General features: G+C 56.9%; 19 protein-coding genes. 8 read left to right on the forward strand and 11 right to left on the reverse strand.

The genetic code is table 11. The annotated features are described in order from the left end of the window. Positions 1-42: 42 nt before the first annotated feature. From mtgA to mpl, 6 genes are all read right to left on the reverse strand, one after another. Positions 43-762, reverse strand: a complete 720-nt coding sequence (gene mtgA / locus ERD84_RS06165) for a monofunctional biosynthetic peptidoglycan transglycosylase (RefSeq protein ID WP_130038712.1) — start codon at positions 760-762, stop codon at positions 43-45. A 3-nt stretch (positions 763-765) separates the two neighbouring features. Next, positions 766-1,617, reverse strand: coding sequence for a shikimate dehydrogenase (gene aroE, locus ERD84_RS06170; RefSeq protein WP_130038713.1), 852 nt, complete (start codon positions 1,615-1,617; stop codon positions 766-768). Continuing rightward, positions 1,614-2,492, reverse strand: a complete 879-nt coding sequence (locus ERD84_RS06175; protein WP_130038714.1) for an energy transducer TonB — start codon at positions 2,490-2,492, stop codon at positions 1,614-1,616. Before ERD84_RS06175 ends, aroE begins: the two co-directional genes overlap by 4 nt. A gap of 26 nt (positions 2,493-2,518) precedes the next feature. After that, a complete protein-coding gene (locus ERD84_RS06180) occupies positions 2,519-4,405 on the reverse strand; it encodes a ribonuclease catalytic domain-containing protein (protein WP_130038715.1) in 1,887 nt (628 codons plus the stop codon). Between the two features lie 66 nt (positions 4,406-4,471). Further along, the gene (locus ERD84_RS06185) at positions 4,472-5,065 is read right to left on the reverse strand and encodes a YqiA/YcfP family alpha/beta fold hydrolase (protein ID WP_130038716.1); all 594 of its coding nucleotides are present in this window, start codon (positions 5,063-5,065) and stop codon (positions 4,472-4,474) included. A 44-nt stretch (positions 5,066-5,109) separates the two neighbouring features. After that, entirely contained in the window at positions 5,110-6,468 is a 1,359-nt protein-coding gene (mpl, locus tag ERD84_RS06190; protein WP_130038717.1) for a UDP-N-acetylmuramate:L-alanyl-gamma-D-glutamyl-meso-diaminopimelate ligase, read from the reverse strand. 98 nt (positions 6,469-6,566) lie between these two features. Here mpl and ERD84_RS06195 point away from each other — a divergent pair, with 98 nt between their 5' ends. From ERD84_RS06195 to ERD84_RS06230, 8 genes are all read left to right on the forward strand, one after another. Further along, positions 6,567-7,076: a TlpA family protein disulfide reductase gene (locus ERD84_RS06195; protein WP_130038718.1), complete on the forward strand. Its 510-nt coding sequence runs from the start codon at positions 6,567-6,569 to the stop codon at positions 7,074-7,076. Between the two features lie 138 nt (positions 7,077-7,214). Continuing rightward, positions 7,215-7,649, forward strand: coding sequence for a type II 3-dehydroquinate dehydratase (gene aroQ / locus ERD84_RS06200; protein ID WP_130038719.1), 435 nt, complete (start codon positions 7,215-7,217; stop codon positions 7,647-7,649). Positions 7,650-7,733: 84 nt separating this feature from the next. After that, the gene (gene accB / locus ERD84_RS06205) at positions 7,734-8,174 is read left to right on the forward strand and encodes an acetyl-CoA carboxylase biotin carboxyl carrier protein (protein ID WP_130038720.1); all 441 of its coding nucleotides are present in this window, start codon (positions 7,734-7,736) and stop codon (positions 8,172-8,174) included. 3 nt (positions 8,175-8,177) lie between these two features. Continuing rightward, positions 8,178-9,524, forward strand: coding sequence for an acetyl-CoA carboxylase biotin carboxylase subunit (gene accC / locus ERD84_RS06210; RefSeq protein ID WP_130038721.1), 1,347 nt, complete (start codon positions 8,178-8,180; stop codon positions 9,522-9,524). 12 nt (positions 9,525-9,536) lie between these two features. After that, positions 9,537-10,460, forward strand: coding sequence for a 50S ribosomal protein L11 methyltransferase (prmA, locus tag ERD84_RS06215; protein ID WP_130038722.1), 924 nt, complete (start codon positions 9,537-9,539; stop codon positions 10,458-10,460). A 23-nt stretch (positions 10,461-10,483) separates the two neighbouring features. Further along, positions 10,484-11,605 (forward strand): zinc-ribbon and DUF3426 domain-containing protein, encoded by a 1,122-nt coding sequence (locus ERD84_RS06220; RefSeq protein ID WP_130038898.1) that lies wholly within the window; start codon positions 10,484-10,486, stop codon positions 11,603-11,605. 8 nt (positions 11,606-11,613) lie between these two features. Further along, positions 11,614-12,570: a carbohydrate kinase family protein gene (locus tag ERD84_RS06225; RefSeq protein ID WP_130038723.1), complete on the forward strand. Its 957-nt coding sequence runs from the start codon at positions 11,614-11,616 to the stop codon at positions 12,568-12,570. A gap of 50 nt (positions 12,571-12,620) precedes the next feature. Further along, the gene (locus tag ERD84_RS06230) at positions 12,621-13,121 is read left to right on the forward strand and encodes an outer membrane lipoprotein (protein ID WP_130038724.1); all 501 of its coding nucleotides are present in this window, start codon (positions 12,621-12,623) and stop codon (positions 13,119-13,121) included. A gap of 68 nt (positions 13,122-13,189) precedes the next feature. On the opposite strand, the gene ERD84_RS06235 is transcribed toward ERD84_RS06230, so the two are convergent. From ERD84_RS06235 to ERD84_RS06255, 5 genes are all read right to left on the reverse strand, one after another. Then, positions 13,190-13,753, reverse strand: coding sequence for a YggT family protein (locus ERD84_RS06235; RefSeq protein WP_130038725.1), 564 nt, complete (start codon positions 13,751-13,753; stop codon positions 13,190-13,192). Between the two features lie 175 nt (positions 13,754-13,928). Next, entirely contained in the window at positions 13,929-14,660 is a 732-nt protein-coding gene (locus ERD84_RS06240; protein ID WP_130038726.1) for a histone H1-like DNA-binding protein, read from the reverse strand. 158 nt (positions 14,661-14,818) lie between these two features. Further along, the gene (locus ERD84_RS06245; RefSeq protein WP_130038727.1) at positions 14,819-15,982 is read right to left on the reverse strand and encodes a ribonucleotide-diphosphate reductase subunit beta; all 1,164 of its coding nucleotides are present in this window, start codon (positions 15,980-15,982) and stop codon (positions 14,819-14,821) included. Between the two features lie 19 nt (positions 15,983-16,001). Then, complete coding sequence (locus ERD84_RS06250) at positions 16,002-18,923, reverse strand: ribonucleoside-diphosphate reductase subunit alpha (protein ID WP_130038728.1); 2,922 nt, start codon at positions 18,921-18,923, stop codon at positions 16,002-16,004. 258 nt (positions 18,924-19,181) lie between these two features. Next, positions 19,182-22,718: an indolepyruvate ferredoxin oxidoreductase family protein gene (locus ERD84_RS06255; protein ID WP_130038729.1), complete on the reverse strand. Its 3,537-nt coding sequence runs from the start codon at positions 22,716-22,718 to the stop codon at positions 19,182-19,184. Between the last annotated feature and the right edge of the window lie 16 nt (positions 22,719-22,734).

Here is a 22,734-nt window from a genome sequence, read left to right on the forward strand (position 1 = left end):
ATTTGCCGGGGTGGTGATGCCGCCCGGGCCCAGCTCGTTGCCTTAGGGGATATCCACCATACGCATGCGTTTTTGTATGGTGGCCGTGCGCGAGTTCAAGTACGAGGTGTTGCGGTGTTCGTCGTAATAGTCTGGTCGAGGCAGCATGGACGCCAACTTGGCGGACTGGTATCGGCTCAGGCCGCCGGCGCTAGTCTTGAAATAATGTCGGGCGGCAGCTTCAGCGCCGAAAACGTCGCTGCCCCACTGGGCGATATTCAAGTACAGCTCAAGTATGCGCTCTTTGCTCATCACGAACTCGATCATGTAGGTCAGGACGAGTTCCTGAGCTTTGCGCAGATAAGTCCGCGACTCCGACAAAAACAGGTTTTTGGCCAATTGCTGAGTGATGGTTGAGCCGCCGCGTCGCTTGCTTTTGCCGCGTTCGGCTTGCTTCTGGTTGTATATCCAGGCCTTGCGTATGGCGTCCCACTCGACGCCCTCGTGCTCGACGAACTTGGAGTCTTCCGACGCCACTACGGCACGCTTCAGATGATTGCTGATCTGGTCGTAGGGTACCCATTGAAACTTAAGGGATGCGTCGGGGTCGCTTGCCCTGAGCTCATTCAGGGTGGCCTTCATGAAGGCGCTGCTGCTGGGGTTTTTGACGCTGAGCCACAACACCATCACAAACAAGCCGAACAGATAGAGTAAGGCGGCTGCCAGTGCAGCCAGTAAGGCGACAAACACGACTTTGGTCTTATTGATTTTCCGGGTGCTCATGGTTCAAGTATAAAGCGCGAGGCGCAGCGCCTTGAGCACCGCAGAGATTTCAGGTCTGGTGCCGTGCCATATCTCGTAGCTGGCGGCGGCCTGTCCCACCAGCATGCCCAGGCCGTCGGCCACCTGTGCCGCACCTTGTTCGCGGGCCTGCAGCATGAAGGGCGTGTCCTGGCTGGCATACACCATGTCGTAGGCCAAGGCGCCTGATGCGTAGAGTCCGCCAGGCAGATCGGGTGGTGTGCTCCCCAGACTGCTGGAGGTTGCGTTGATGATGATGTCCCAGACACCGCTCGCCTGCTGCAGGGCTCCGGCCGAGAGCCGCCCGGTAAATTCTGGCATATGCCCAAGGATATGTGCCTGCAGCTGTTGGGCTCGCTCGGGATTACGGTTGGCAATGTGCAGCCTGGTGCACCCGGCTGCCAGTAATGGAAAAACAGCTCCCCGGGCTGCGCCGCCCGCGCCCAACAGCAAAACACGTTTTCCGGCCGGACTGTAGTCCAGGCGTTCGAGGTCTTTCAGCAGGCCCTCGCCATCGGTATTGCAGCCATGCAGGTGGCCGTTTGCCATCCAGAGCGTATTGACTGCGCCAGCCAGGCGCGCGCGAGGAGTCAGGTGCGCTTGCGCCAGGACAAAAGCTTGTTCCTTGAAAGGCACGGTGATGTTCAAACCCGTGCCGCCGTGTGCAAAGAAATCTTTGCAGGTATGGGCAAAGCCGTCCAGCGGTGCCAGGATGCGGTCGTAGCAAAGGGAGATGCCGGTCTGGCTGGCAAACGCTTCATGTATGAAGGGTGAGCGGCTGTGTGCAATCGGGTTGCCGACCACACCGAATCGCATCAGGGATGTCGTCGTTGTCATGGAGAATGGGTTGTCAGGGATTGATGTTCAAAATGCCATGTGCGCGTAATGGCGAACACATCGGTGTGCTGCGCGATGGCCGCCGGAAGGGGAGCAAAAGGGGCCGCCAGTTGCACGATGCGTGCGGCGGCCAGGTTTAGCACGGCATGACTGGATGGCCGAGTGATTTCCACTTTTGCCAACGAACCATCCTGTCGTATGTAAACCGTCATTTGCAGACTGCCGTATAGTTTTCCTCGGGCCTCGGCCGGGTAATGCTCGGTACCCAGCAACTCGATTTTTTGGCGCCAGGCTTCAACATAGGCGGCGTAGTCCACCGCCTGGGCAGAGGGCCCTGAAAACTGCATTCTCGGCTGTGCGTTGTATTCTTCAATACGTTGCTTGATAGCGCTGATTTTTGCATTGAGTATCAGGCTGTCCTGCTCCAGTTCGTCCTCGCCTTGTTCCTGGATGGGCTCATTCAGTTCTGACTGCGGGCTTTCGGGCGGGGCTTGCTGCTTTGACACCAGCAGGGTGTACAGACGCTGCTGTTCTGCCTCGAGCTCTTGCTGACGCTTGCGCAGCGCTGCCAGCACGATCTGGTTGGGTGATTCGGCGACGGTGCGGGGCAAAGGTGAAGCCGCCTGCCCCGCTTCCGCCTCGCCGCCGCCATGCAGCTGGTTTTGCGCCAGCATCCTGGGCTGCCGTGGCGCAGTTTCTGAGCGGGCATTGACCAAAGTGACTTCCAGCGCTTCCGGTATGGGTGCAGGTGCTTGTGGTGCCACGAAACGCAGCGTCAGCAGAAGTCCGTGGATGGCCAGCGATAATACCAGGGCAATACGCAAATAATCGTTGCGAGGTGTCGGTATTCGCAGCAGGGCGGCAAGCGTGGACATGGTTGGCCCTTGATCTATGAAAGGCCCTAAGCCTCGACCACTTCACGCAGGCGGCAGTCGATCTCCAGGCCCAGTTCATCGAACCCCATGATATCGAGGCTGACCACCTGGCCGCGCTCAAGCTCGGGTAGTGCAGCAACCCGGGTCACAAAGGGCGCGCAGTCCAGGCGAACCAGGTCGTCGCGAATGATGCTGCCCTGGACGGTGGTGATGCCTTGCTGCTGCAGCCAGCGCAGACACCAGTAGCGTTCCATGGCGGACTGGTAGTCGCTCCAGGCCGTATATTGCGACTCGAAAGCGCCGATAATGGCATATAGGTCGGCATCTTTGGGCTTGAAGGGGGCAACCAGGCGGGCCGATACACCGTGTTCTGCAGCTGCCAATATCTGCCACTGATTGACCAGGTCGACGTAACGCCTTAGCGGTGACGTGGACCAGGCATATTGGGGCACGCCTATCGCTTCATGAGGTAGTGCATGGGTGGACATCCGTACCCGGCCGGCTTGCTGGGAACGGTAAATACCTGGTACGCCATGCTGGGCCAGCAAGCCCCCCCAGGTGTTGTTCGCCAGTATCATGTATTCGGCCACCAGCCTGTCCAGCGGTGCATTGCGCCGCCGAGGCACCAGTTGTACCCGCGAATCGGGGTTGTCATGCGGGCCGTCCAGTACAAAGGAGTATTCGACCCGATTATTGTTTTCGGGTTTGCCACGTACCTGTTCGCGTTGGGCCGCAAGCTGTATGGCCAGACGCCATAGTGGGCGCAACCATTCGCCATAGGGAAGTGCAGCATCAGGATCATTCAGTGCTTCTTCGGTTACTTGCGCATCCAGTGTGTTATGCCGCAAATTCTCTTTTACAGTGATCCGCTCCAGACGTGTCTCAGAAGAAAGGACTTCGCCGGTTGACAGGTTGGCCGTCACGTACAGTGACAGGGCAGGGCGCTGCTGACCTTCATCCAGCGAAAAAGCGCTGATCAGTTCGCGGGGCAGCATGGGAATCTTCAGGCCAGGAATGTATACCGTCGACATGCGTCGCCGGGCGAGCTTGTCGAATTCATTATCGCGACATACCGCCAGGCCTGGTACGGCAATATGTATGCCTACTCTGACGGTGTTTTCATCGATGGTGCTGACCGACAGGGCATCATCAACCTCGATCGTGCTGGAATCGTCCACCGAATAGGCAATGACGTCGGTGACAGGAAGATCGCTTCCCACTTCTTCCAGTGTGACGGGAGCAAACTCCGTGCCTTGCGGAAAGTGGGTGGATAAAAACTGGTGTTGGCGCAAGGCCAGGGCATGGGGCCAGGCGCCCAGCGACAATAGCAGTTTTTCGGGGCTGGTCCCGGTTTGGTTCACGGCCGCTTCGAAAGCCTTCCACTGCAGGGTGTTCTTGTCAGGCCGTGTCAGCAAGGAGGACGCCACTTCGGCGATGGGTTCGGGCAAGACCCCAGCCATCATTTGATCGGTCCACTCCTGTTGCTGGGCGGCTTGCTTTTGCTTTTTTTCGATGGCAGCCAGCGCGGCAGCCAGTATGTCGGGAGGGGCGGGCCGGTAGCAGCCCTTGCCGCGGCGGTGGAAATAGGCGGGCGCACTGTTCAGCGCAAAAATCAGTGCAGCCTTTTCGACCGCAGAGGGTACGTGTCCAAAATAGTCTTCGGCAAAAGCGGTGGCCTCAAATTCTTCCTGAGGCGCGCACTCCCATAGAAAGTCGATTTCAAGCGTCTGCGCCAGGGCCTCGGCCTGTGTCATCAGCTCGGCGGGGACGGGTTGCTCAAAGTTGAACAATACAGCGGCATTCTTGATTTTGCTGCGTTTGCCCGATTCGGACTCGACCTGCATGGTGGAGTCGCTTTGCGAGAAGATTTTTTGTGCCTTGAAGTTGCCGCTTTCTTCGTAAAGAACGTACATAATGATCCGGTGAGATGCGCATAAGCGCGCATCGTTGGGTAAAGGTTTATTTTAGTGCGGACTGTGTCAGTCAGAGTTCAGTGCAAATGCCAGGACGTCAGGCAGATACTGATCGAAATCGGATATGCCGTGATCACTGCCTTCAAGAACCTGGCCTTGGCAGCCCTGGTACCAGTCGACCATCTCCTGCCAATCGAGAACTTCGTCGCCCTTGGCCGCCAGCAGATAGTAACGTTCGGGGTGGGCAGGCTTGCCTGCGGCCATATCAGCCAGCTCGTCAACATGTTCGGGCAGGAATACAAAAGGAGCCTCTGAATGGTACATGGTGTGCTCGCCCACCTGGGTGGCCAGGTCGCGGGCGGCGTACACCACCGGGTTCATGACGATCGCACGGCACTTCCAGTGCTCGGCCAGGCAGGTGGCGTAGTATCCGCCCAGTGATGAGCCAGCAATAACCAGGTCTTGGGCGGGGCGCAGACCATGTGTTTGCCTGGCTTGTTCTATCAGGTGATGGCCGAGTGCCAGCGCCCGTTGCGGGCTGGCTGGCAACTGTGGGCAAACCCAGTCGTCTGCCAGCCCCCGCTCCTGCATGGCCTGCGCCATGAGCCTGGCTTTGTACGATTTGGGGGAGGAACGAAAACCGTGCAAATAAAGAATCATGGCGCGCCTGTATATATGATGGGGTGCTTGGGTGGGAGCCCGCTTTACAAGCGGTTGAGCAGCTTCTGATGTACGCCGCCAAAACCGCCGTTACTCATGACCAGCACAGAATCACCAGGCCGGGCTGCCTGGCAAATCGCTCCCACCATTTTATCCAGATCGGAATAGCTGGAGGCACGTGCGCCCAAGGGTGCCAGTACAGCAGCGGGATCCCAGCCCAGTGCGTGCTTGCCGCTGGCTGCGCCAAAGCAAAAGACAAGGTCAGCCTGCGCCAGTGCTTCGGGCAGGCGTGCTGCCATGGCGCCCAGTTTCATGGTGTTGGATCGGGGCTCGAGCACAGCCAGAATACGGCGATTGCCTACCTGTTTGCGCAAACCCTCCAGAGTGGTGGCGATGGCGGTAGGGTGGTGCGCAAAATCGTCATAGACATCGACTTCGCTTGCGGTGCCGCGCAGCTCCATGCGGCGCTTGACGCCCTTGAAGGCTGAAAGCGCTTCGATACCCGCTTGCGGCTCAACGCCGAGGTGCTCGGCGGCGGCCAGGGCGGCCAGGGCATTCATGCGGTTATGTTCGCCGGTCAGTGCCCACCGGACAGTGCCGGTATCCTGCCCTTGGTGCATGATCCGGAAATGGCTGGCGTGGTCGCTGGCTTGCGCTTCCCATAATCCGCCAGGGCCGAAAGTTTGCACTGGTGTCCAGCAACCGTGCTCCAGGACTTGCTCGAGTGCTGGACTGTCGGCGGGCCGGATGATGCGCCCTTGAGCGGGAATGGTGCGCACAAGATGGTGGAACTGAGTTTGGATGGCCGCCAGATCGGGGAAAATATCGGCGTGATCGTACTCCAGATTATTCAGGATGGCAGTGCGAGGACGGTAGTGCACAAACTTGGATCGTTTGTCGAAGAAGGCGGTGTCGTATTCATCGGCCTCAATCACGAATAAGCGTCGCTCTGGCTGAAAGCGGGCCGAAACCTTCAGGTCGTCGGCAATACCGCCTATCAGGAAGTTGGGATGCCGGCCCGCGTGTTCGAGTATCCAGGCCAGCATGGAGCTGGTGGTGGTTTTGCCGTGTGTGCCTGCCACGGCCAGTACATGCTGGCTGCGCAGCACATGCTCGCCCAGCCACTGCGGCCCCGACGTGTAAGCCAGGCCTTGGTTCAGAATGGCTTCCATGAGTGGGTTGCCACGTGTCACGACATTACCCACGACAAACAGGTCGGGCTTGAGCGCCAGCTGATCGGTCTCGAAACCTTCGATCAGGCGTATGCCCTGTTCTTGCAGTTGCGTGCTCATGGGCGGGTAGACGCCGGTGTCGCAGCCCGTAACAGTGTGTCCGGCCGAGCGGGCGATCAGGGCCAGCCCACCCATAAATGTGCCGCAGATGCCAAGTATATGTAGATGCATTTCAAACCTCCGGGAGTCATTGTAGTGATTCTGGCTCACCCGTTGAGGCGGTGCTATCATGATTGAGTCTATCGAACATATTTCCGGATCTCATCACCATGACAAGGCGAGTTTTTTTGCGCCAGGCCGTTGCTGCGGCTGCGGGCGCTGCAGGCCTGTTGGGGCCATTTTGGCAGGCCCATGCCAGTGTGCTGCCTCCCGATTCGTTTTACGCCCATTCCTTTCCCGACTTGCAAGGTACACAAACCGAACTGACACAGTACCTGGGCAAACCGCTGGTGCTGAACTTCTGGGCCACCTGGTGCCCGCCCTGTGTCAAAGAAATGCCTGACCTTGATGCACTGCATAAAAAATATCCCGACATTCATTTTGTCGGGCTGGCAGTCGATACTGCCAAGAATATCGAGAGATTCAATCAAAAAGTGCAGGTAAGCTACCCCTTGTTGGTCGCGGGCCACGGTGGCATCAAGCAGATGCGTAGCCTGGGCAACAAAAATGGCGGTTTACCCTTTACCGTGGTGTTCGACGAAAAAGGTCGCATTTCCAAGCAAATACTGGGCCAGATCAAACCTGAAGAGCTTGATCGCTACTTGGCTGGCCTGGGCTGAAATCCTCTTCTTTCGCACGGCTGTCCGAATAAAAGACACTGAATGAGTGGAGGTCAGCAAAGACAATTTACTACGCTTTAATGGACAAATGCCGTTATTTAGCGTAAAAAGGCGGTCTGTCTTCACAAAAAACTTGCCATGGCGCAGCACATCCTCGTTTTGCACGGCCCCAACCTGAATCTGCTCGGTACCCGAGAACCAGAGATCTACGGTCGACAAACCTTGGCAGATATCAATCAGCACCTGACGCAGTTGGCCCACGAAAGCGGGGCCGCACTCACCGCCTTTCAAAGTAATCACGAAGGCGAGCTGGTCGACAGGGTGCAGGCCGCCCATCAAGACCGCACCGATTTCATTATCATCAACGCGGCGGCCTATACACATACCAGCGTTGCCCTCCGGGATGCGCTCGCTGCTGTCGATATTCCTTTTGTCGAAGTACATTTGTCCAATGTGAACAAGCGGGAGCCTTTCCGCCATCATTCCTACCTGGCAGACACGGCCCAGGGCGTGATCGCGGGGCTGGGTTCTTTCGGTTATGAAGCAGCCTTGCGCTATGCCTTGAACAGCTAGTCGCAGGACCACATATTTTTAATTTTTCAACTATCAACGCTCACTCTGTGCCATGGCGACAGAGTGATGTCACGGGAAGTTCGTATGGATCTAAGAAAACTGAAAACCTTGATTGACCTGGTCGCAGACTCCGGGATTGCCGAGCTGGAAATCACCGAAGGTGAAGGCAAAGTCAGAATCGTCAAATTCTCGCAATCCGTGCAGCCTGTTGCCTACGTTCCCGAAGCCGCTCCGGTTGCCGCAGCGCCGGCACAGGCAGCTGCGGCTCCTGCAGCCCCAGCTGCGCCCGCGGGGCATGCAGTCAAGGCGCCGATGGTGGGTACTTTCTACCGGGCACCGAATCCAGGTGCATCGCCCTTTGTGGAAGTAGGCCAGGCCGTTAAAGAAGGCGAACCTCTGTGCATTATCGAAGCCATGAAGCTGCTCAACGAAATTGAAGCCGACAAGTCGGGAGTGATCAAGGAAATCCTGGTTGAGAACGGCGAGCCAGTTGAATATGGTCAACCCCTGTTTGTAATTGGTTAATCCATGTTTGAAAAAATCCTTATAGCCAATCGCGGCGAGATCGCTTTGCGCATACAGCGCGCCTGCCGCGAGCTTGGCATCAAGACGGTAGTGGTTCATTCCGAGGCCGATCGCGAAGCCAAGTATGTACGCCTGGCCGACGAGTCGGTGTGCATAGGCCCTGCCCCAGCCCGGGATAGCTACTTGAACATGCCGGCCATCATTTCGGCGGCCGAAGTCACCGATGCCGAGGCCATCCATCCAGGTTACGGGTTTCTGGCTGAAAATGCCGACTTTGCCGACCGTGTCGAGAAAAGCGGCTTTGTATTTATCGGACCTCGCCCAGAATCCATCCGGATCATGGGTGACAAGGTTTGCGCCAAGCGAGCCATGATTGAAGCGGGTGTTCCCGTCGTGCCCGGCTCAGAGGGCGCCTTGCCAGAAGATCCCGACGAAATTTTCCGCATCGCACGCGAAATCGGTTACCCAGTCATTATCAAGGCGGCCGGTGGCGGTGGTGGGCGCGGCATGCGTGTGGTGTACACCGAGGCAGCCCTGCAGAATGCCGTCGCCATGACGCGCAACGAGGCGGGCGCCGCATTCAATAATCCCGAAGTCTATATGGAGAAGTTCCTCGAGAACCCTCGCCATATCGAGATTCAGATCCTGGCTGATGGCGGTCGCAATGCCGTCTGGCTGGGCGAGCGTGACTGTTCCATGCAGCGACGCCACCAGAAAGTCATCGAAGAAGCCCCTGCTCCGGGCATTACGCGGCGTCTTATCGAGCGCATAGGCGAGCGTTGCGCCGAGGCATGCCGTAAGATGAGCTATCGCGGTGCGGGTACCTTTGAGTTCCTGTATGAAAATGGGGAGTTCTTTTTCATTGAAATGAACACCCGCATCCAGGTTGAGCATACCGTTACCGAAATGATAACGGGCCTCGATCTTGTCCAGCAGCAAATCAAGATTGCCGCAGGCGAAAAGTTTCTGTTGCGCCAGCGCGATGTGGTCTTCAGAGGGCATGCCATCGAGTGTCGTATCAACGCCGAAGATCCGTTCAAGTTCACGCCCAGCCCCGGACGCATCACCAACTGGCATACTCCGGGTGGGCCGGGAGTGCGCATGGACTCGCACGTATTTTCCGGCTACACCGTACCACCCAACTACGACTCCATGATCGCCAAGCTCATTACGTACGGCGACACTCGCGAGCAAGCCATCGCACGCATGGAAATTGCGTTGTCCGAGATGGTGGTTGAAGGGGTGCATACCAATATTCCTTTGCATCGTGAGCTTATGCAAGATGCCCACTTTGTTAAAGGCGGCACCAGCATTCACTATCTGGAGCATAAGCTGGCGCAGCGCCCTTAAAAAGGAACACTCATGCGTGAACTCGTGCTGAATTGCCTGGAGGCGCAGGCCGAGGCATTGTCCGATCTCTTGCTGGATGCCGGTGTGTTGTCGGTTTCGGTAGAAGATGCCGACGGCAACACCGAGGCCGAAAGCCCTCTGTTTGGCGAGCCTGGGCTTGAGCCCGATGTTCAGGCCTGGAACCGCAATCGTCTGGTAGCGCTGCTGCCCGACGGTCTGGATCCGGCACTAGTGGTCGAGCAGGTGCGTGAGTCTGGCCTGGCAGACTACAAGGACGATGAGTGGAGCCTGCGCGAGGTGCCCGACGCCGATTGGGTACGTCTGACACAAGCCCAGTTTCAACCCATCCAGGTGGGCGAGCGCATCTGGATTGTGCCCAGCTGGCACCGCGACAACCCGGATGTTCCAGCCAGACACGAAGAGGGTGGCGCGCAGAACGCCATCCATATCGAACTCGATCCTGGGCTGGCATTCGGTACGGGCAGCCATCCTACGACGCACCTCTGTCTGGAGTGGTTGTCTGCCCACTTGCAAGGCCAGGAAACCCTGCTCGATTATGGTTGTGGTTCAGGGATATTGGCCATTGCCGCAAAAATGCTGGGCGCCGGAATGACCCATGCCGTCGATATCGATGAGCAGGCAGTGCAATCGACCCGCTACAATGCACAAGTGAATCAAGTGACGCTTGATGCCATGTTGCCCGATACGCTTGCAGACGGGCAGTATCAGCTTGTCGTGGCTAATATTTTGTCCAATCCGCTCAAGTTGCTCGCGCCCATGCTGTCCGGACGAGTACAAGCCGGTGGTCATCTGGTGTTGTCGGGCGTGCTCGAGCGGCAGGCCGAAGAAGTCGCACAAGCTTATGCTCCGTGGATGGCAATCAGCGTTTGGCAGGCCCGCGAGGGCTGGGTATGTCTTCATGGGCGCCGTGCCTGAGCACGTAGCTCTTTTTTACGCTTATGGACCTGACTACGCGCTGCCCTGAATGTGGCACAACGTTCTCCGCAAGCCTTGAGCAACTTCAGTTGCGCAAGGGCTATATACGCTGCATAAATTGCGCTCATATTTTTGATGGCTTCGAGGCAGTAGTCTCGTCTGGCGCGGATGCCGCGCGATCTGCCAAAGAGCCGTCGGTTCGTCCGGATCTGCCCGAGCCACCAGAGCCGCCGGCACATCGTGAGCCGTCCATGCCCATGCCCAGCGTATTAAGGCAAAGGCCTGCCGGAGGCAATGAGTCCGAGCATCACATCACATCCGCCGCGCCTGGCCGCGATACGGCATTCACCATCTCTGCCGGTACATCGGCAAGAGCGTCGAACTCACGGCAAGACCACACCTTCGGCCTGAGCCCTGACCCTATTTCCGCCACACCCGAACCCACCATGAGCGTGTCTCGTGCAGAGATAGCGGAGCCTGTTGTTCACGAGACATCGTCCAACAGCAGCCCTCGTTCCTCCCGGGTCTATGTCGATCCTCGGAAGGCTGGAGAGCAGCAACTCAGTGAAAGAGTCCGAGGCGCAGATAGTGTGGAGCATTCTGCGACAGCGAGTGTCGGCCGACTGGTGTGGCGTCTGCTGGTCTTGCTGGGCCTCTTGGTCTTGCTGGCGCAAGCCGTCTATGTGTACCGCGCACAAATCGCGAATAATGTTCCGGTTTTACGCCCGATGCTGGAACGCGTGTGTGTGGCGCTGGAATGCAAAGTTCCCTATGCCCGGCAGATAGATCAGATTTCCATCATGAACTCTTCATTGCGTTCGGGTACCGGTGCTGCTGTTGGATCAGCCTCGGCCGAGAAAGCCGATAAGGCTGCTGCAGATGGCCAGACACCACCGCCGATGTTGTTGCAGCTGACCATGCGCAATAATTACAACAAGCCGCAAGAGTGGCCCACGCTGGTGCTGGACCTGACCGACTTGTCGGGCACACGTGTCGTCAGGAAAAACTTGCTGCCAGAAAGCTATTTGCCTGCGAATGTCCTGGGCCAGCCCTTCAGGGCAGGCGAAGACATATCTGTGAGCGTGCCTATCGTCCTGAAAGGCGTCAAGGCAAACGGCTACCAACTCGATAAATTCTTTCAATAACGCGAGCTATGACTGACAAGGTTCTTATCTGTGGTTCTGTGGCCTTCGATACCATTACGGTATTTGAAGGACATTTCAAAGATCATATTCTGGCCGACAGCATACAGTCGCTCAGCGTATCGTTTTTTGTGCCTACCATGCGCAAGGAGTATGGTGGGTGCGCAGGCAATATTGCCTATAACCTGAATCTTCTCGGTGGAAAGCCGGTGCCGGTGGGCACGGTGGGGCCGGATGCCGCAGACTATATTGCATCTATGCAGCAACTGGGCATTGATACCAGTCTGATTCGAGTCCTGCCCGATATGTATACGCCGCAATGCTTCATTACCACCGACCTGGACAACAACCAGATTGCATCGTTTCATCCTGGCGCAATGATGCGTTCGGCAGAGAACGACTTGAGCGGGCAAAATGCCGCCTGGGCGATCGTGGCGCCCGACTCGAAGGATGGTATGTTTGCCCACGCCCGTCGTCTGCATGCCCAGAACACACCCTTTATTTTTGATCTGGGACAGGCCATGCCGCTGTTTTCTGGCGAAGACCTGCACGAAATGCTGCAGCTGGCCCAGATATTGACTGCCAATGACTACGAGGCCAGCATTATTGAACAGCGCACCGGGCGCAGCGTAGCCGATATTGCGCAAGACATGCAGGCGGTGGTGGTCACGCGGGGTGCGGAGGGCGCCACACTTTATGCCGACGGCACTGAAACGCACATTGCCCCCGTGAAGGCTAAGCAGGTCGTGGATCCGACAGGCTGCGGCGACGCGCATCGCGCAGGCTTGTTATATGGCCTTACGCAAAACTGGTCTTTACTTGATGCATGTCGCTTGGCGAATGTGATGGGTAGCTTTAAAATTGCGTCAAAGGGGCCGCAGAATCATCGCCCCTCACGCGCAGAGATCAGCACAGTCCTGAAGCAATACTACGGTCTGACCTCGCTGGAGCAAAACCCAGCTCATTAATGGTGTGCTGCAGGCGTTTTGCCTGGCACGTGTTTTACAAGGAGTACTCCATGAGTTCATTTCATTTTTCGCCCGCAGGCGGGCGTCCCGCTCGCCTCCTTGTTATGGCTGCATTGGCCGGCTCGCTGGCTGTGTTGGCAGGGTGTGCCAACGACACCGCCTCGTCGTCGGTGTACACCTTTGATCAAGCTCAACGCGAACAAATCGTGCGCCTCGGTACGGTCGAGTCTGTGCGTAGCATTACCATACAACAAGATAGAAGCAGTGGCGCCGGAGCTTTGGCCGGGGGCGCGCTGGGCGGGGTGGCTGCCAGCACCATAGGTGGCGGCACTGGCCAGGTTCTGGCCACAATCGGTGGCGGTATCCTGGGCGCCATGGCGGGTAACGCCGTCGAAAACCAAATGGGCAGAACTCAGGGGCTTGAAATTACCGTCAGGCTCGATAACGGCGAAACCCGAGTAATCGCGCAGGCCGCCGACGTCGCCATTAGTGCTGGCCAGCGTGTACGACTGATCAGTGGCAATGGTCCGACTCGTGTCGCTCCTATGTAACTGAGCCTGAGGCTCAGAAAAAAACAAGGGGCGCCACAAGGCGCCCTTTGTTTTGATGCGCGTTTTACTTATACGCCAAAAAGCGAAAATGCAAAATGCTGCAACACCATCATGGCCACTTGCGCCAGAATCAGCAGTACCAGTGGTGAAAGATCGAGTCCCCCAAGATTAGGCATGATGCGCCGTATGGGGTCGAGCAAAGGTGCAGTCAGTGTGTGCAGTATGGCCATGATGGGCGCCATCGGATTGACCCAAGACAATATTGCCTGTATCAGGGTAGCCCATAAGATCAGGTTGAACGCCCATTTGAGCATGGTCAGGAACGCTGCAATGAGCGCCGGCAGCAAACTTTGCACAGAAGGCAGCATGCCGGTAAGCAGCGTCCAGGTGAGCAGCAGAAAGATGAATGCCGTCAGCCAGCAGGCTACCAGGCTGGGCCAGTCAATTCGGTTTCCCGGAGCAATAACCTTGCGCAAGGGTTGAATCAGCCAATTGCTCAGGCGCAGCACCCCTTGTGAGTACGGGTTGAAAGGATGCAGGCGTATTGCGTAGATCCAGGCGCGGACGAGCAGGGCTATGCCGAATAAAGAGAAAACAATGCTGATAATGAAATGAAGGACGTTACTTAACATGGTTGGGCTACATTTGATTTCAGACGGCTCATTGTCGCACGCATGGCGGCGCCATGAAAAAATTTTATTGAAGATAAAAAGAGAACTGCCCGACCGAAGTCGGGCAGTTTATGGAACCGCTTAGAGAAAACGCATTACACGTTGATACCCGGGTTTTGCCGGCAAAATCTGGGTATCAGGGGCGGCCGCCCGTGGGGAAAGGCCACGATGCTGCTGGGTTAATGGTTTTCTTTGCGTCGGATGCCGGGTTGCTTGCCTTGGCGGCCTTGGCGGCAGCTTTGGCGCTGGGCTTCTTGGGAGCGGCTGCCTTTTTGGCTGGTGCCTTTTTAGCGATCGCCTTTTTTGCTGGCGCTTTCTTGGCTGCCGGCGCGGTCTTTTTTGCTACTGCTTTTTTTGCAGGGGCTTTTTTTGCTGGCGCTTTTTTGGCGACTGCCTTTTTGGCTACAGCCTTTTTAGCTACGGCCTTTTTTGCCGGCGCTTTTTTAGCAACAGCCTTTTTCGCCACTGCTTTCTTGGCAGGAGCTTTTTTGGCAGCTACTTTTTTGGCTGGTGCCTTCTTGGCGACCGCTTTTTTCGCTACCGCTTTTTTGGCGGGTGCTTTTTTAGCAACTGCTTTTTTAGCAACAGCCTTTTTGGCTACGGCCTTTTTAGCAACCACTTTTTTGGCAGCTGCTTTTTTAGCAACTACTTTCTTTGCGGGTGCTTTCTTGGCGACAGCTTTCTTGGCTACTACTTTTTTTGCAGGTGCTTTTTTGGCAACGACTTTTTTAGCTGGTGCTTTTTTAGCGACTGCTTTCTTTGCAGCTACCGGTTTCTTTACTGCAGCTTTCTTGGCGGGTGTTGCCTTTTTGGCGGGTGCAGCTTTTTTAGCTACCGCTTTCTTGGCGGCCTTTGTGGCTGTTGCCATAGTAATGCTCCTTGAGATCGAGTCTAAGAGAACGTCCACCCATTTGATATGGCCCCCACGAACAGGGTGCGACCCATCTCAAATGGCGCAAGCGTGCAAAGTATATTGCACCTTGCACGCCCTAGAGTCTAACGTAAGCTTTTACTATCTTCCAAGCATTATTCCCAGCTTAATGCTCCGCCGGTCTGATATTCAATGACTCGAGTCTCGAAAAAGTTACGCTCTTTTTTCAGATCGATCATTTCGGCCATCCATGGGAAAGGATTTTCTTCTTGTCCGAAAAGAGGTTCGAGACCGATTTGCTGGCAGCGTCGATTGGCAATAAAACGCAAATATGATTTGAACATCGATGCATTCAAACCGAGTACGCCGCGAGGCATGGTGTCTTCAGCGTAAGCATATTCAAGGTCTACAGCCTTTTTGAACAATTCGCGCAGCTCTTCACGGAACTCGGCTGTCCACAAATGCGGGTTCTCGAGTTTGATCGTGTTGATGAGATCAATACCGAAATTGCAGTGCATGGATTCATCGCGAAGTATGTACATGTACTGCTCGGCGGCGCCCGTCATTTTGTTCTGGCGGCCCAACGCAAGTATTTGCGTAAAACCAACATAAAAGAACAAACCTTCCATCAGGCATGCAAAAACGATCAGTGATTTAAGTAGGGTTTGATCGGCTTCCAGCGTGCCGGTTTCGAAGTTTGGGTCGGCAATGGCATCGATGAACGGAATCAGGAATTCATCTTTGGCGCGGATGGAGGGCACTTCGTTGTAGGCGTTGAAGATCTCCGCCTCGTCGAGGTCGAGACTCTCGACGATGTATTGGTAGGCGTGTGTGTGTATGGCTTCTTCAAAAGCCTGACGCAGCAAGAACTGCCTGCACTCTGGTGCGGTGATGTGCCGGTATGTACCCAGCACAATGTTGTTGGCGGCCAGCGAATCGGCGGTGACGAAGAAACCAAGGTTGCGCTTGACGATGCGGCGTTCGTCTTCAGTCAGGCCGTTAGGATTTTTCCAGAGCGTGATGTCGCGCGACATATTGATTTCTTGCGGCATCCAGTGGTTGGCGCAAGTCGCCAGGTATTTTTCCCAGGCCCATTTGTACTTGAAAGGCACTAGCTGGTTGACGTCGGTCTTGCCATTGATGATGCGTTTGTCGGCCGCACGCACGCGGCCCGCAGCGTCGGCCGTAGCGTTGCCTGCATTCTGCGCGGGAGGCATGGCATTGTTCAGGCCATTTTGTTGCGGATGTGGCGCAGGGTTCACGTTATTGCCGGCTGGTGCTGCGCTTGGCGTAGCGGGGGTATCGTCCCAATTCAACATGGTTCTTTCCTGTATTTGATTATTGGCAGGCTTCGCATTCTTCAAAGCCTTCGTCGCCGGGGCGCATGGTGCACACGGCGCCCAGTACTTCTGCTTCGGGCAATGCTGCGACAGCAGGTGCCGATGCTGCGGCTACCGGGCTGGTGCTGCCTGATGACACGGCATTGAGTTCACCGCCGCGGCCGGTTGATTTCTCGGCATTGGTGGCGCCGATCGAGCGCAAGTAATAAGTTGTCTTCAGGCCACGTACCCAGGCCAGCTTGTAAATGTCGTCGAGCTTCTTGCCCGAGACACCCGCCATGAAGATATTGAGCGACTGTGCCTGGTCTATCCATTTGGAACGACGTGCGGCGCATTCGATGACCCAGTTGGGGTCGATTTCGAAGGCGGTTGCGTAGAGTTCGCGCAGATCGGCAGGAATGCGGTCGATACGAGCCAGGCTGCCGTCGAAATATTTAAGATCGGCCACCATGACTTCGTCCCACAGATTACGCTCTTTCAGGTCGTGCACCAGGTAGTCGTTGACCACGGTGAACTCGCCAGACAGATTGGACTTGACGTACAGGTTGCGGTAGTTGGGCTCTATGCATGGCGAAACGCCGATGATGTTCGAGATAGTTGCCGTCGGTGCAATCGCCACGCAGTTTGAGTTGCGCATGCCGTGTTGCTTGATGTGCGCACGCAGGGCGTCCCAGTCTAGCGTGCTGCTGTCGTCGACTTCTACATAACCACCGCGTTCTTCGCGCAGCATGGCCAGCGTGTCTTGCGGCAAAATACCGCGATCCCACAATGAACCTTTGAAGCTGCCGTAGTGGCCGCGTTCGGCCGCCAGCTTGCTGGAAGCCCAGTAGGCGTAGTAGCAAGCCGCTTCCATGGAACGGTCGGAAAACTCGATGGCGGCGTCGGAGGCAAATGGTACGCGCATCATGTGCAGGCAATCCTGGAAGCCCATGACGCCCATGCCTACCGGGCGGTGACGCACGTTGGAGTTGCGCGCCTTGGGTACGGCGTAATAGTTGATGTCGATCACGTTGTCGAGCATGCGCATGGCAATGGTAGCGGTGCGCTCGAGCTTTTCGTGGTCGAGCACATACTGGCCGTTCGCATCTTGCTTGAGGTGGGCGGCCAGGTTGATCGAACCCAGGTTGCACACAGCGATTTCAGAGTCGTTGGTATTGAGCGTGATTTCGGTGCACAGATTGGAGCTGTGGACGACGCCGACGTGCTGCTGGGGCGAACGGATGTTGCAAGGATCCTTGAAGGTAATCCAGGGGTGGCCGGTTTCAAACAGCATGGACAGCATCTTGCGCCACAAAGAGGTGGCGGGAACCTTCTTGAACAGAGGCAGCTCGCCACGCTCTACTTTGTCTTCGTAGCCCAGGTAGGCTTCTTCGAACTCTTTGCCGTACTTGTCGTGCAGGTCAGGGGCGTCGGAAGGCGAAAATAGTGTCCATTCTCCGTTCTCCATGACGCGTTTCATGAACAGGTCAGGGATCCAGTTGGCCGTGTTCATGTCATGCGTGCGGCGGCGTTCGTCGCCGGTGTTTTTGCGCAGCTCAAGGAACTCTTCGATATCAAGGTGCCAGGTTTCGAGATAGGCGCAGACCGCGCCTTTGCGCTTACCACCCTGGTTAACGGCAACAGCGGTGTCGTTGACCACTTTAAGAAAGGGCACGACGCCCTGGCTTTCGCCATTGGTGCCTTTGATGTGGCTGCGCAGGGCGCGCACAGGTGTCCAGTCGTTACCCAGGCCGCCTGCGTATTTGGCCAGCAGGGCGTTTTCTTTGATGGCGTCGTAAATGCCGGCCAGATCGTCGGAGACGGTCGTGAGGTAGCAGGACGATAGCTGCGAGTGCAGGGTACCCGAATTGAACAGCGTGGGTGTGGAGCTCATGAAATCGAATGACGACAGAATTTCGTAGAACTCGATGGCCCGCGCTTCGCGGTCGATCTCGTTAAGCGCAAGACCCATGGCGACACGCATGAAGAATACCTGTGGCAACTCGATGCGGCGGCCGCGCAGATGCAGGAAATAGCGGTCGTATAGGGTTTGCAGGCCCAGGTAGTTGAATTGCAGGTCGCGCTCGGCCTTCAGGGCAGCAGCCAGCTTGGGCAGGTCGAACTGGGCGAGCTTTTCGTCGAGCAGACCGCCTTCGATGCCGGCTTTCAAGAACTGCGGGAAGTACTCGGCATAGCGGGTAGCCATGCTGGATTGCGAGACCTCTTCGCCCAGAACTTCCTTGCGGATGGTGTGTAGCAGCAGCCTTGCAGTGACCTGGCTGTATGAGGGGTCGAGCTCGACCATGGCGCGCGCCGACAGAATGGCCGACTTGAATACTTCGTCGACGGGGATGCCGTCGTAGATGTTCTTGATGGTTTCCTTGAGAATGGCTTCGGCATCAATGTCGTGTGGCAGATTCTTGCCTGCGTCAGTGATGGTTGCGCGCAAGCGCTCCAGATCCAGCGGACGCTGGACGCCATTGTCGGTGACATTGATGGTCGGTTGATCGGCTGTCGCAACGGCTGGCGCACTTTGCGCGCGCTCTTGTGAGCGCTTTTCGCGATACAAGACATAGGCGCGTGCCACGTCATGCTCGCCCGAACGCATGAGGCTTAGTTCGACCTGGTCTTGAATTTCTTCTATGTGGAAGGTGCCGCCGCTGGGACGGTTGCGCACCAAAGCATTAACTACTTGTGCAGTAAGACTTTCGACCAGTTCGCGTACACGCGCGGAGGCGGCGCCTTGTCCACCATTGACAGCCAGAAAGGCCTTGGTCATGGCGATGGCGATCTTGCCCGGTTCGAAACCTACGACTACCCCATTACGACGAATGATATGGAAGTTATTCCATTGCTTGTCGTGACTGCTTTCAGTGGGGGCTGGAGCCGCTGGCTGGCGGAGAGTGGCGGTGCCGGACTCGGACGTTTGTGTGGTCTGCATGAATGCTCCTGGGACGAAATATGACGCGCATGCGAGTGCGTGTTCAACAGCGTTTTATTTTGGTGGTGGACTGCAAACTACGTGGCTTGCTACTGGTGGTGAAGTGTAGCCGTTTAAGGCTACGACCACAATATGTTGTGGTTGTTTGTTTAGTGAGCACTAATTGTAGTGAGCGTAGCCAGACGAAGCAAGCGGGAAAAGGGCTTGATTTTTTATTTTTTTGTGGTTTCTCAGTGGGCTTGCATACGGCACGGACGCCTAATGCCCGGCAGGCCTTGCCTCACCCCGTTTTTTATCCGGCCAAACGGGAAATCGTGAAAAATTGTTAACGGAAATAGTGGGTGCGCCCAGTCTTGATTGCAACAATGCCAGTCTGTTGCGATAAGGCTTGATGCTGGCCATTTTGACATGCCCGAAGCCGCGCACCATGAGAGGTAATTCGGCCAGCTCCAGCGCCAGGTCATAATTGGAGGCATCCAGCCTGGCCAGCATATTGAGTACCGCCGCCCGATACTCGTCGATCAGGCGTCGTTCCAGCTTGCGTTCGGACGTATATGAAAAAATGTCCAGCCAGCTGCCACGCAAAATTTTTCCGTAGGCCAGAAGCCCAAAGACTTTTTCCGTAGCAGGCCCAAGGCTCAGCTTGCGTGGAATGCCGGTATGCGGGTCGCGACGTGCCAGTATTGGCGGAGCCAAGTGAAAGCGCAGCGAAAACTCACCTTCGAACTGGTCATGCAAAGATTGACGGAATGTGCCGCTGGTAAACAGGCGTGCAACTTCGTACTCGTCCTTGTAGGCCATGAGCTTGTGCAAGCCTTGTGCGACAGCTATCGTCAGGCGTGGTCGCCCCTGTGGCCTCAGTGCTTTCTCTGCGGCCAGAACCTGGTCGACCAGCTCACTATATTGTTGGGCGTAGGCCGCATTCTGGTAGGTGGTCAGCTGGGTCCGGCAGCGTGTCAGGACCTGATCCAATGTTTCCGGGGCATGGATGATGACGGCCTGCTCCCGGGTATGACTGGCGGGCTCGAGTGCTGCCGGATCAACGGCAACCAGCCGGCCTAGCTGAAAGGCTCTTTGATTGGCCTGTATAGCCACATTATTCAGCTCGAGTGCGTGCATGATGGCTTCCAGGCTCAAGGGGATGGCACCGCATTGCCAGGCAAAGCCCAGCATCAGCATATTGCTCATGATGCTGTCGCCGAACTGTTTGTTGGCCATGGCATGCGCTTGCAGCAACTTGCTATGGCGGTCTCCCACCGCATTGCGCAGCAGCGAGACGAGTTCTTGCGGGTCGAGATTGGCCTGGGGGTCCTGGGTGAACTCGGGCGTGGGTGCCAGATAAGTGTTGATGATGGACAGGGTGTGTGCGTGGCGCAGGGTTTGCAGGACTTCGGGTTTGCTGGCGGCCACGGGGTCGCAAAGAATGGCCACATCGGCTTGTTGCAAACCTATGCGCACGGCGCCCGTCGGCCGGGTGTCGGACGACAGGCGAATGTGGCTGATGACGGCACCGCCTTTCTGGGCAAGGCCGGTAATGTCCAGTACCGAGGCTGCCCGACCTTCAAGATGAGCCGCCATGGACAAGATCGCCCCGATGGTGATGATGCCCGTGCCGCCTATACCGGCGACCAACACGTTGCAGGCATTGCCGCGAGGCTGAACGTCCGGTAGTGGCAGTTTTGTGATCAGTGCCTGCAGACGCTCATGGTCGGCGGGGGAGGTATGGGACGCCTTGCGGGGTGTGCCGCCAATCACCGATACAAAACTGGGACAAAATCCGTCGACACATGAGTAGTCTTTGTTGCAGCTGGACTGGTCAATCGCACGCTTGCGACCAAACGGAGTTTCCACCGGCGTCAGGGAAAGACAGTTGGATTGCGTACTACAGTCGCCGCAGCCCTCGCAGACCTCGGCATTGATGAACAGTCGTCGGGCTGGGTCGGCAAGGGTTTTCTTTTTCCGGCGTCGGCGTTTTTCGGCAGCGCATGCCTGGTCATGGATCAGTACCGTCACGCCCTTCACCTCGCGCAGCTCACGCTGCAGGGCATCCAGCTCGTGGCGATCATGTACTGTGACACCCGCCGCGAGCGGTATTCCACGATACTTGCCCGGGTCGTCGCTGGTAATGGCCACACGCTTGACGCCTTCGCCCAGCATTTGCTGGCAGATTTGCGGAACGGAAAGCGATCCATCCACGGGCTGACCGCCGGTCATGGCGACCGCATCGTTGAACAGAATCTTGTAGGTGATATTCACCTGGGCGGCAACCGCCTGCCTGATGGCCAGGTAGCCCGAATGGAAATAGGTGCCTTCCCCCATATTCTGAAAGATATGCGGCGTACGGGTGTAGCGCGACAACCCTATCCAGTCGGCGCCTTCGCCACCCATCTGGGTGAGTCCGCTGGTCGCGCGGTCCATCCAGGTGGCCATATAGTGACAGCCCACGCCGGCCAGGGCCTGGCTGCCTTCCGGCACTTTGGTTGAAGTGCTGTGCGGACAGCCCGAACAGAAGTAGGGTCGCCGGGTGAGGTGTGTGGAGATGAGCGGAGCACTGGCAGCCGGACTGCCGATATCTGATGGGCTTTCGTCATTGAGTACAAGGGCTGCTGCCTGTTGCAGCCAACTGCGCAGTGCCGTGACAAGCAGGGAGGGGCATAGCTGACCCTCTTGCGGTATCAGTACCTGGCGATCCAGGTCGAGCTTGCCCATCACCGTCGGGTGTTGTGCCTGGTTGTACAGCATGTCCTTGATCTGGCCCTCTATAAAAGGCGCTTTTTCTTCAATTACCAGTATATGGTCCAAGCCTTGAGCGAACTGCAGAAAGCCAGCTTCGTCCATAGGCCAGCTCAGGCCCACCTTGTAGTGGCGCAGCGCAGGCAAGGTTGCATGAGGATGCTGGTGCCCTAGCAGTTGCAGGGCGTCCTGTGTATCCAGAAACGCCTTGCCCGTTGTGACGATGCCCAACCTGGCTCCGGGTGCTGGGTCGACGAGGCGATCCAGTGGGTGCCGGCTTGCAAAAGACTTGACTGCTTGCAGGCGCTCGGTCATGCGGTGTTCGATGGCAGGGGTCAGGAACTCGCGTGCGCTGTACTCAAGGCTGTCGTGCTTATCATCGGGGGCAGGCAGGCTTGGTGCTGCCTCCAGCGTAAATGAGCGGCCGCTTTCCACCGTTTCCGTGACCGCCTTGAGGGCGACCCATGCTCCGCTGTAGCGCGAAAGCGCCCAGCCCCATAGACCGAACGCTTCGTATTCTTCGACAGAGGCCGGATGCACGATAGGGATGCCCCAGGCCTTCAATGACGATTCGCTGGCGTGCGGAATAGAGGATGAGGCGGCTGTGTGGTCGTCGCCCACGATCATCAGCACGCCGCCGTGGCGTGATGCGCCTGCGGCATGACCATGGTGAATGGCGTCGCCGGCGCGATCCACGCCTGGGCCTTTGCCATACCACATGGCAAATACGCCATCGACCTGGCGGTCTTCGCGTACTCCCGCCTGCTGAGTGCCCATGATCATCGTGGCGCCCAGATCTTCGTTGATGGACGGTAGAAAACTGATTTGATGCTCGTCCAGATGGGACTGTGCACGCCACATAGCGAGATCCACTCCGCCCAAGGGAGAGCCGCGGTAGCCCGTGACAAATCCGGCGGTGTTCAATCCGCGAGCCTGATCGACACGCCGTTGCGCCAGTACCAAGCGCACAAGTGCCTGGGTGCCGGTCAGGAAAACACGGCCTGTCGTTGCGGTCAGGTTGTCGTCCAGCTTGTACTCATAGTCAATCTGTGGCGCTGCCATGGAGGTCTCCATCAAT

It is taken from the genome of Pollutimonas harenae (assembly GCF_004153685.1).
GTDB lineage: Bacteria > Pseudomonadota > Gammaproteobacteria > Burkholderiales > Burkholderiaceae_B > Pusillimonas_C > Pusillimonas_C harenae.

Excerpts from the sequence above, each read along its gene's own strand:
- mtgA (WP_130038712.1), bottom strand. The coding sequence starts at position 762 with ATGAGCACCCGGAAAATCAATAAGACCAAAGTCGTGTTTGTCGCCTTA.
- aroE (WP_130038713.1), bottom strand. The coding sequence starts at position 1,617 with ATGACAACGACGACATCCCTGATGCGATTCGGTGTGGTCGGCAACCCG.
- ERD84_RS06175 (WP_130038714.1), bottom strand. The coding sequence starts at position 2,492 with ATGTCCACGCTTGCCGCCCTGCTGCGAATACCGACACCTCGCAACGAT.
- ERD84_RS06180 (WP_130038715.1), bottom strand. The coding sequence starts at position 4,405 with ATGTACGTTCTTTACGAAGAAAGCGGCAACTTCAAGGCACAAAAAATC.
- ERD84_RS06185 (WP_130038716.1), bottom strand. The coding sequence starts at position 5,065 with ATGATTCTTTATTTGCACGGTTTTCGTTCCTCCCCCAAATCGTACAAA.
- mpl (WP_130038717.1), bottom strand. The coding sequence starts at position 6,468 with ATGCATCTACATATACTTGGCATCTGCGGCACATTTATGGGTGGGCTG.
- ERD84_RS06195 (WP_130038718.1), top strand. The coding sequence starts at position 6,567 with ATGACAAGGCGAGTTTTTTTGCGCCAGGCCGTTGCTGCGGCTGCGGGC.
- aroQ (WP_130038719.1), top strand. The coding sequence starts at position 7,215 with ATGGCGCAGCACATCCTCGTTTTGCACGGCCCCAACCTGAATCTGCTC.
- accB (WP_130038720.1), top strand. The coding sequence starts at position 7,734 with ATGGATCTAAGAAAACTGAAAACCTTGATTGACCTGGTCGCAGACTCC.
- accC (WP_130038721.1), top strand. The coding sequence starts at position 8,178 with ATGTTTGAAAAAATCCTTATAGCCAATCGCGGCGAGATCGCTTTGCGC.
- prmA (WP_130038722.1), top strand. The coding sequence starts at position 9,537 with ATGCGTGAACTCGTGCTGAATTGCCTGGAGGCGCAGGCCGAGGCATTG.
- ERD84_RS06220 (WP_130038898.1), top strand. The coding sequence starts at position 10,484 with ATGGACCTGACTACGCGCTGCCCTGAATGTGGCACAACGTTCTCCGCA.
- ERD84_RS06225 (WP_130038723.1), top strand. The coding sequence starts at position 11,614 with ATGACTGACAAGGTTCTTATCTGTGGTTCTGTGGCCTTCGATACCATT.
- ERD84_RS06230 (WP_130038724.1), top strand. The coding sequence starts at position 12,621 with ATGAGTTCATTTCATTTTTCGCCCGCAGGCGGGCGTCCCGCTCGCCTC.
- ERD84_RS06235 (WP_130038725.1), bottom strand. The coding sequence starts at position 13,753 with ATGTTAAGTAACGTCCTTCATTTCATTATCAGCATTGTTTTCTCTTTA.
- ERD84_RS06240 (WP_130038726.1), bottom strand. The coding sequence starts at position 14,660 with ATGGCAACAGCCACAAAGGCCGCCAAGAAAGCGGTAGCTAAAAAAGCT.
- ERD84_RS06245 (WP_130038727.1), bottom strand. The coding sequence starts at position 15,982 with ATGTTGAATTGGGACGATACCCCCGCTACGCCAAGCGCAGCACCAGCC.
- ERD84_RS06250 (WP_130038728.1), bottom strand. The coding sequence starts at position 18,923 with ATGCAGACCACACAAACGTCCGAGTCCGGCACCGCCACTCTCCGCCAG.
- ERD84_RS06255 (WP_130038729.1), bottom strand. The coding sequence starts at position 22,718 with ATGGCAGCGCCACAGATTGACTATGAGTACAAGCTGGACGACAACCTG.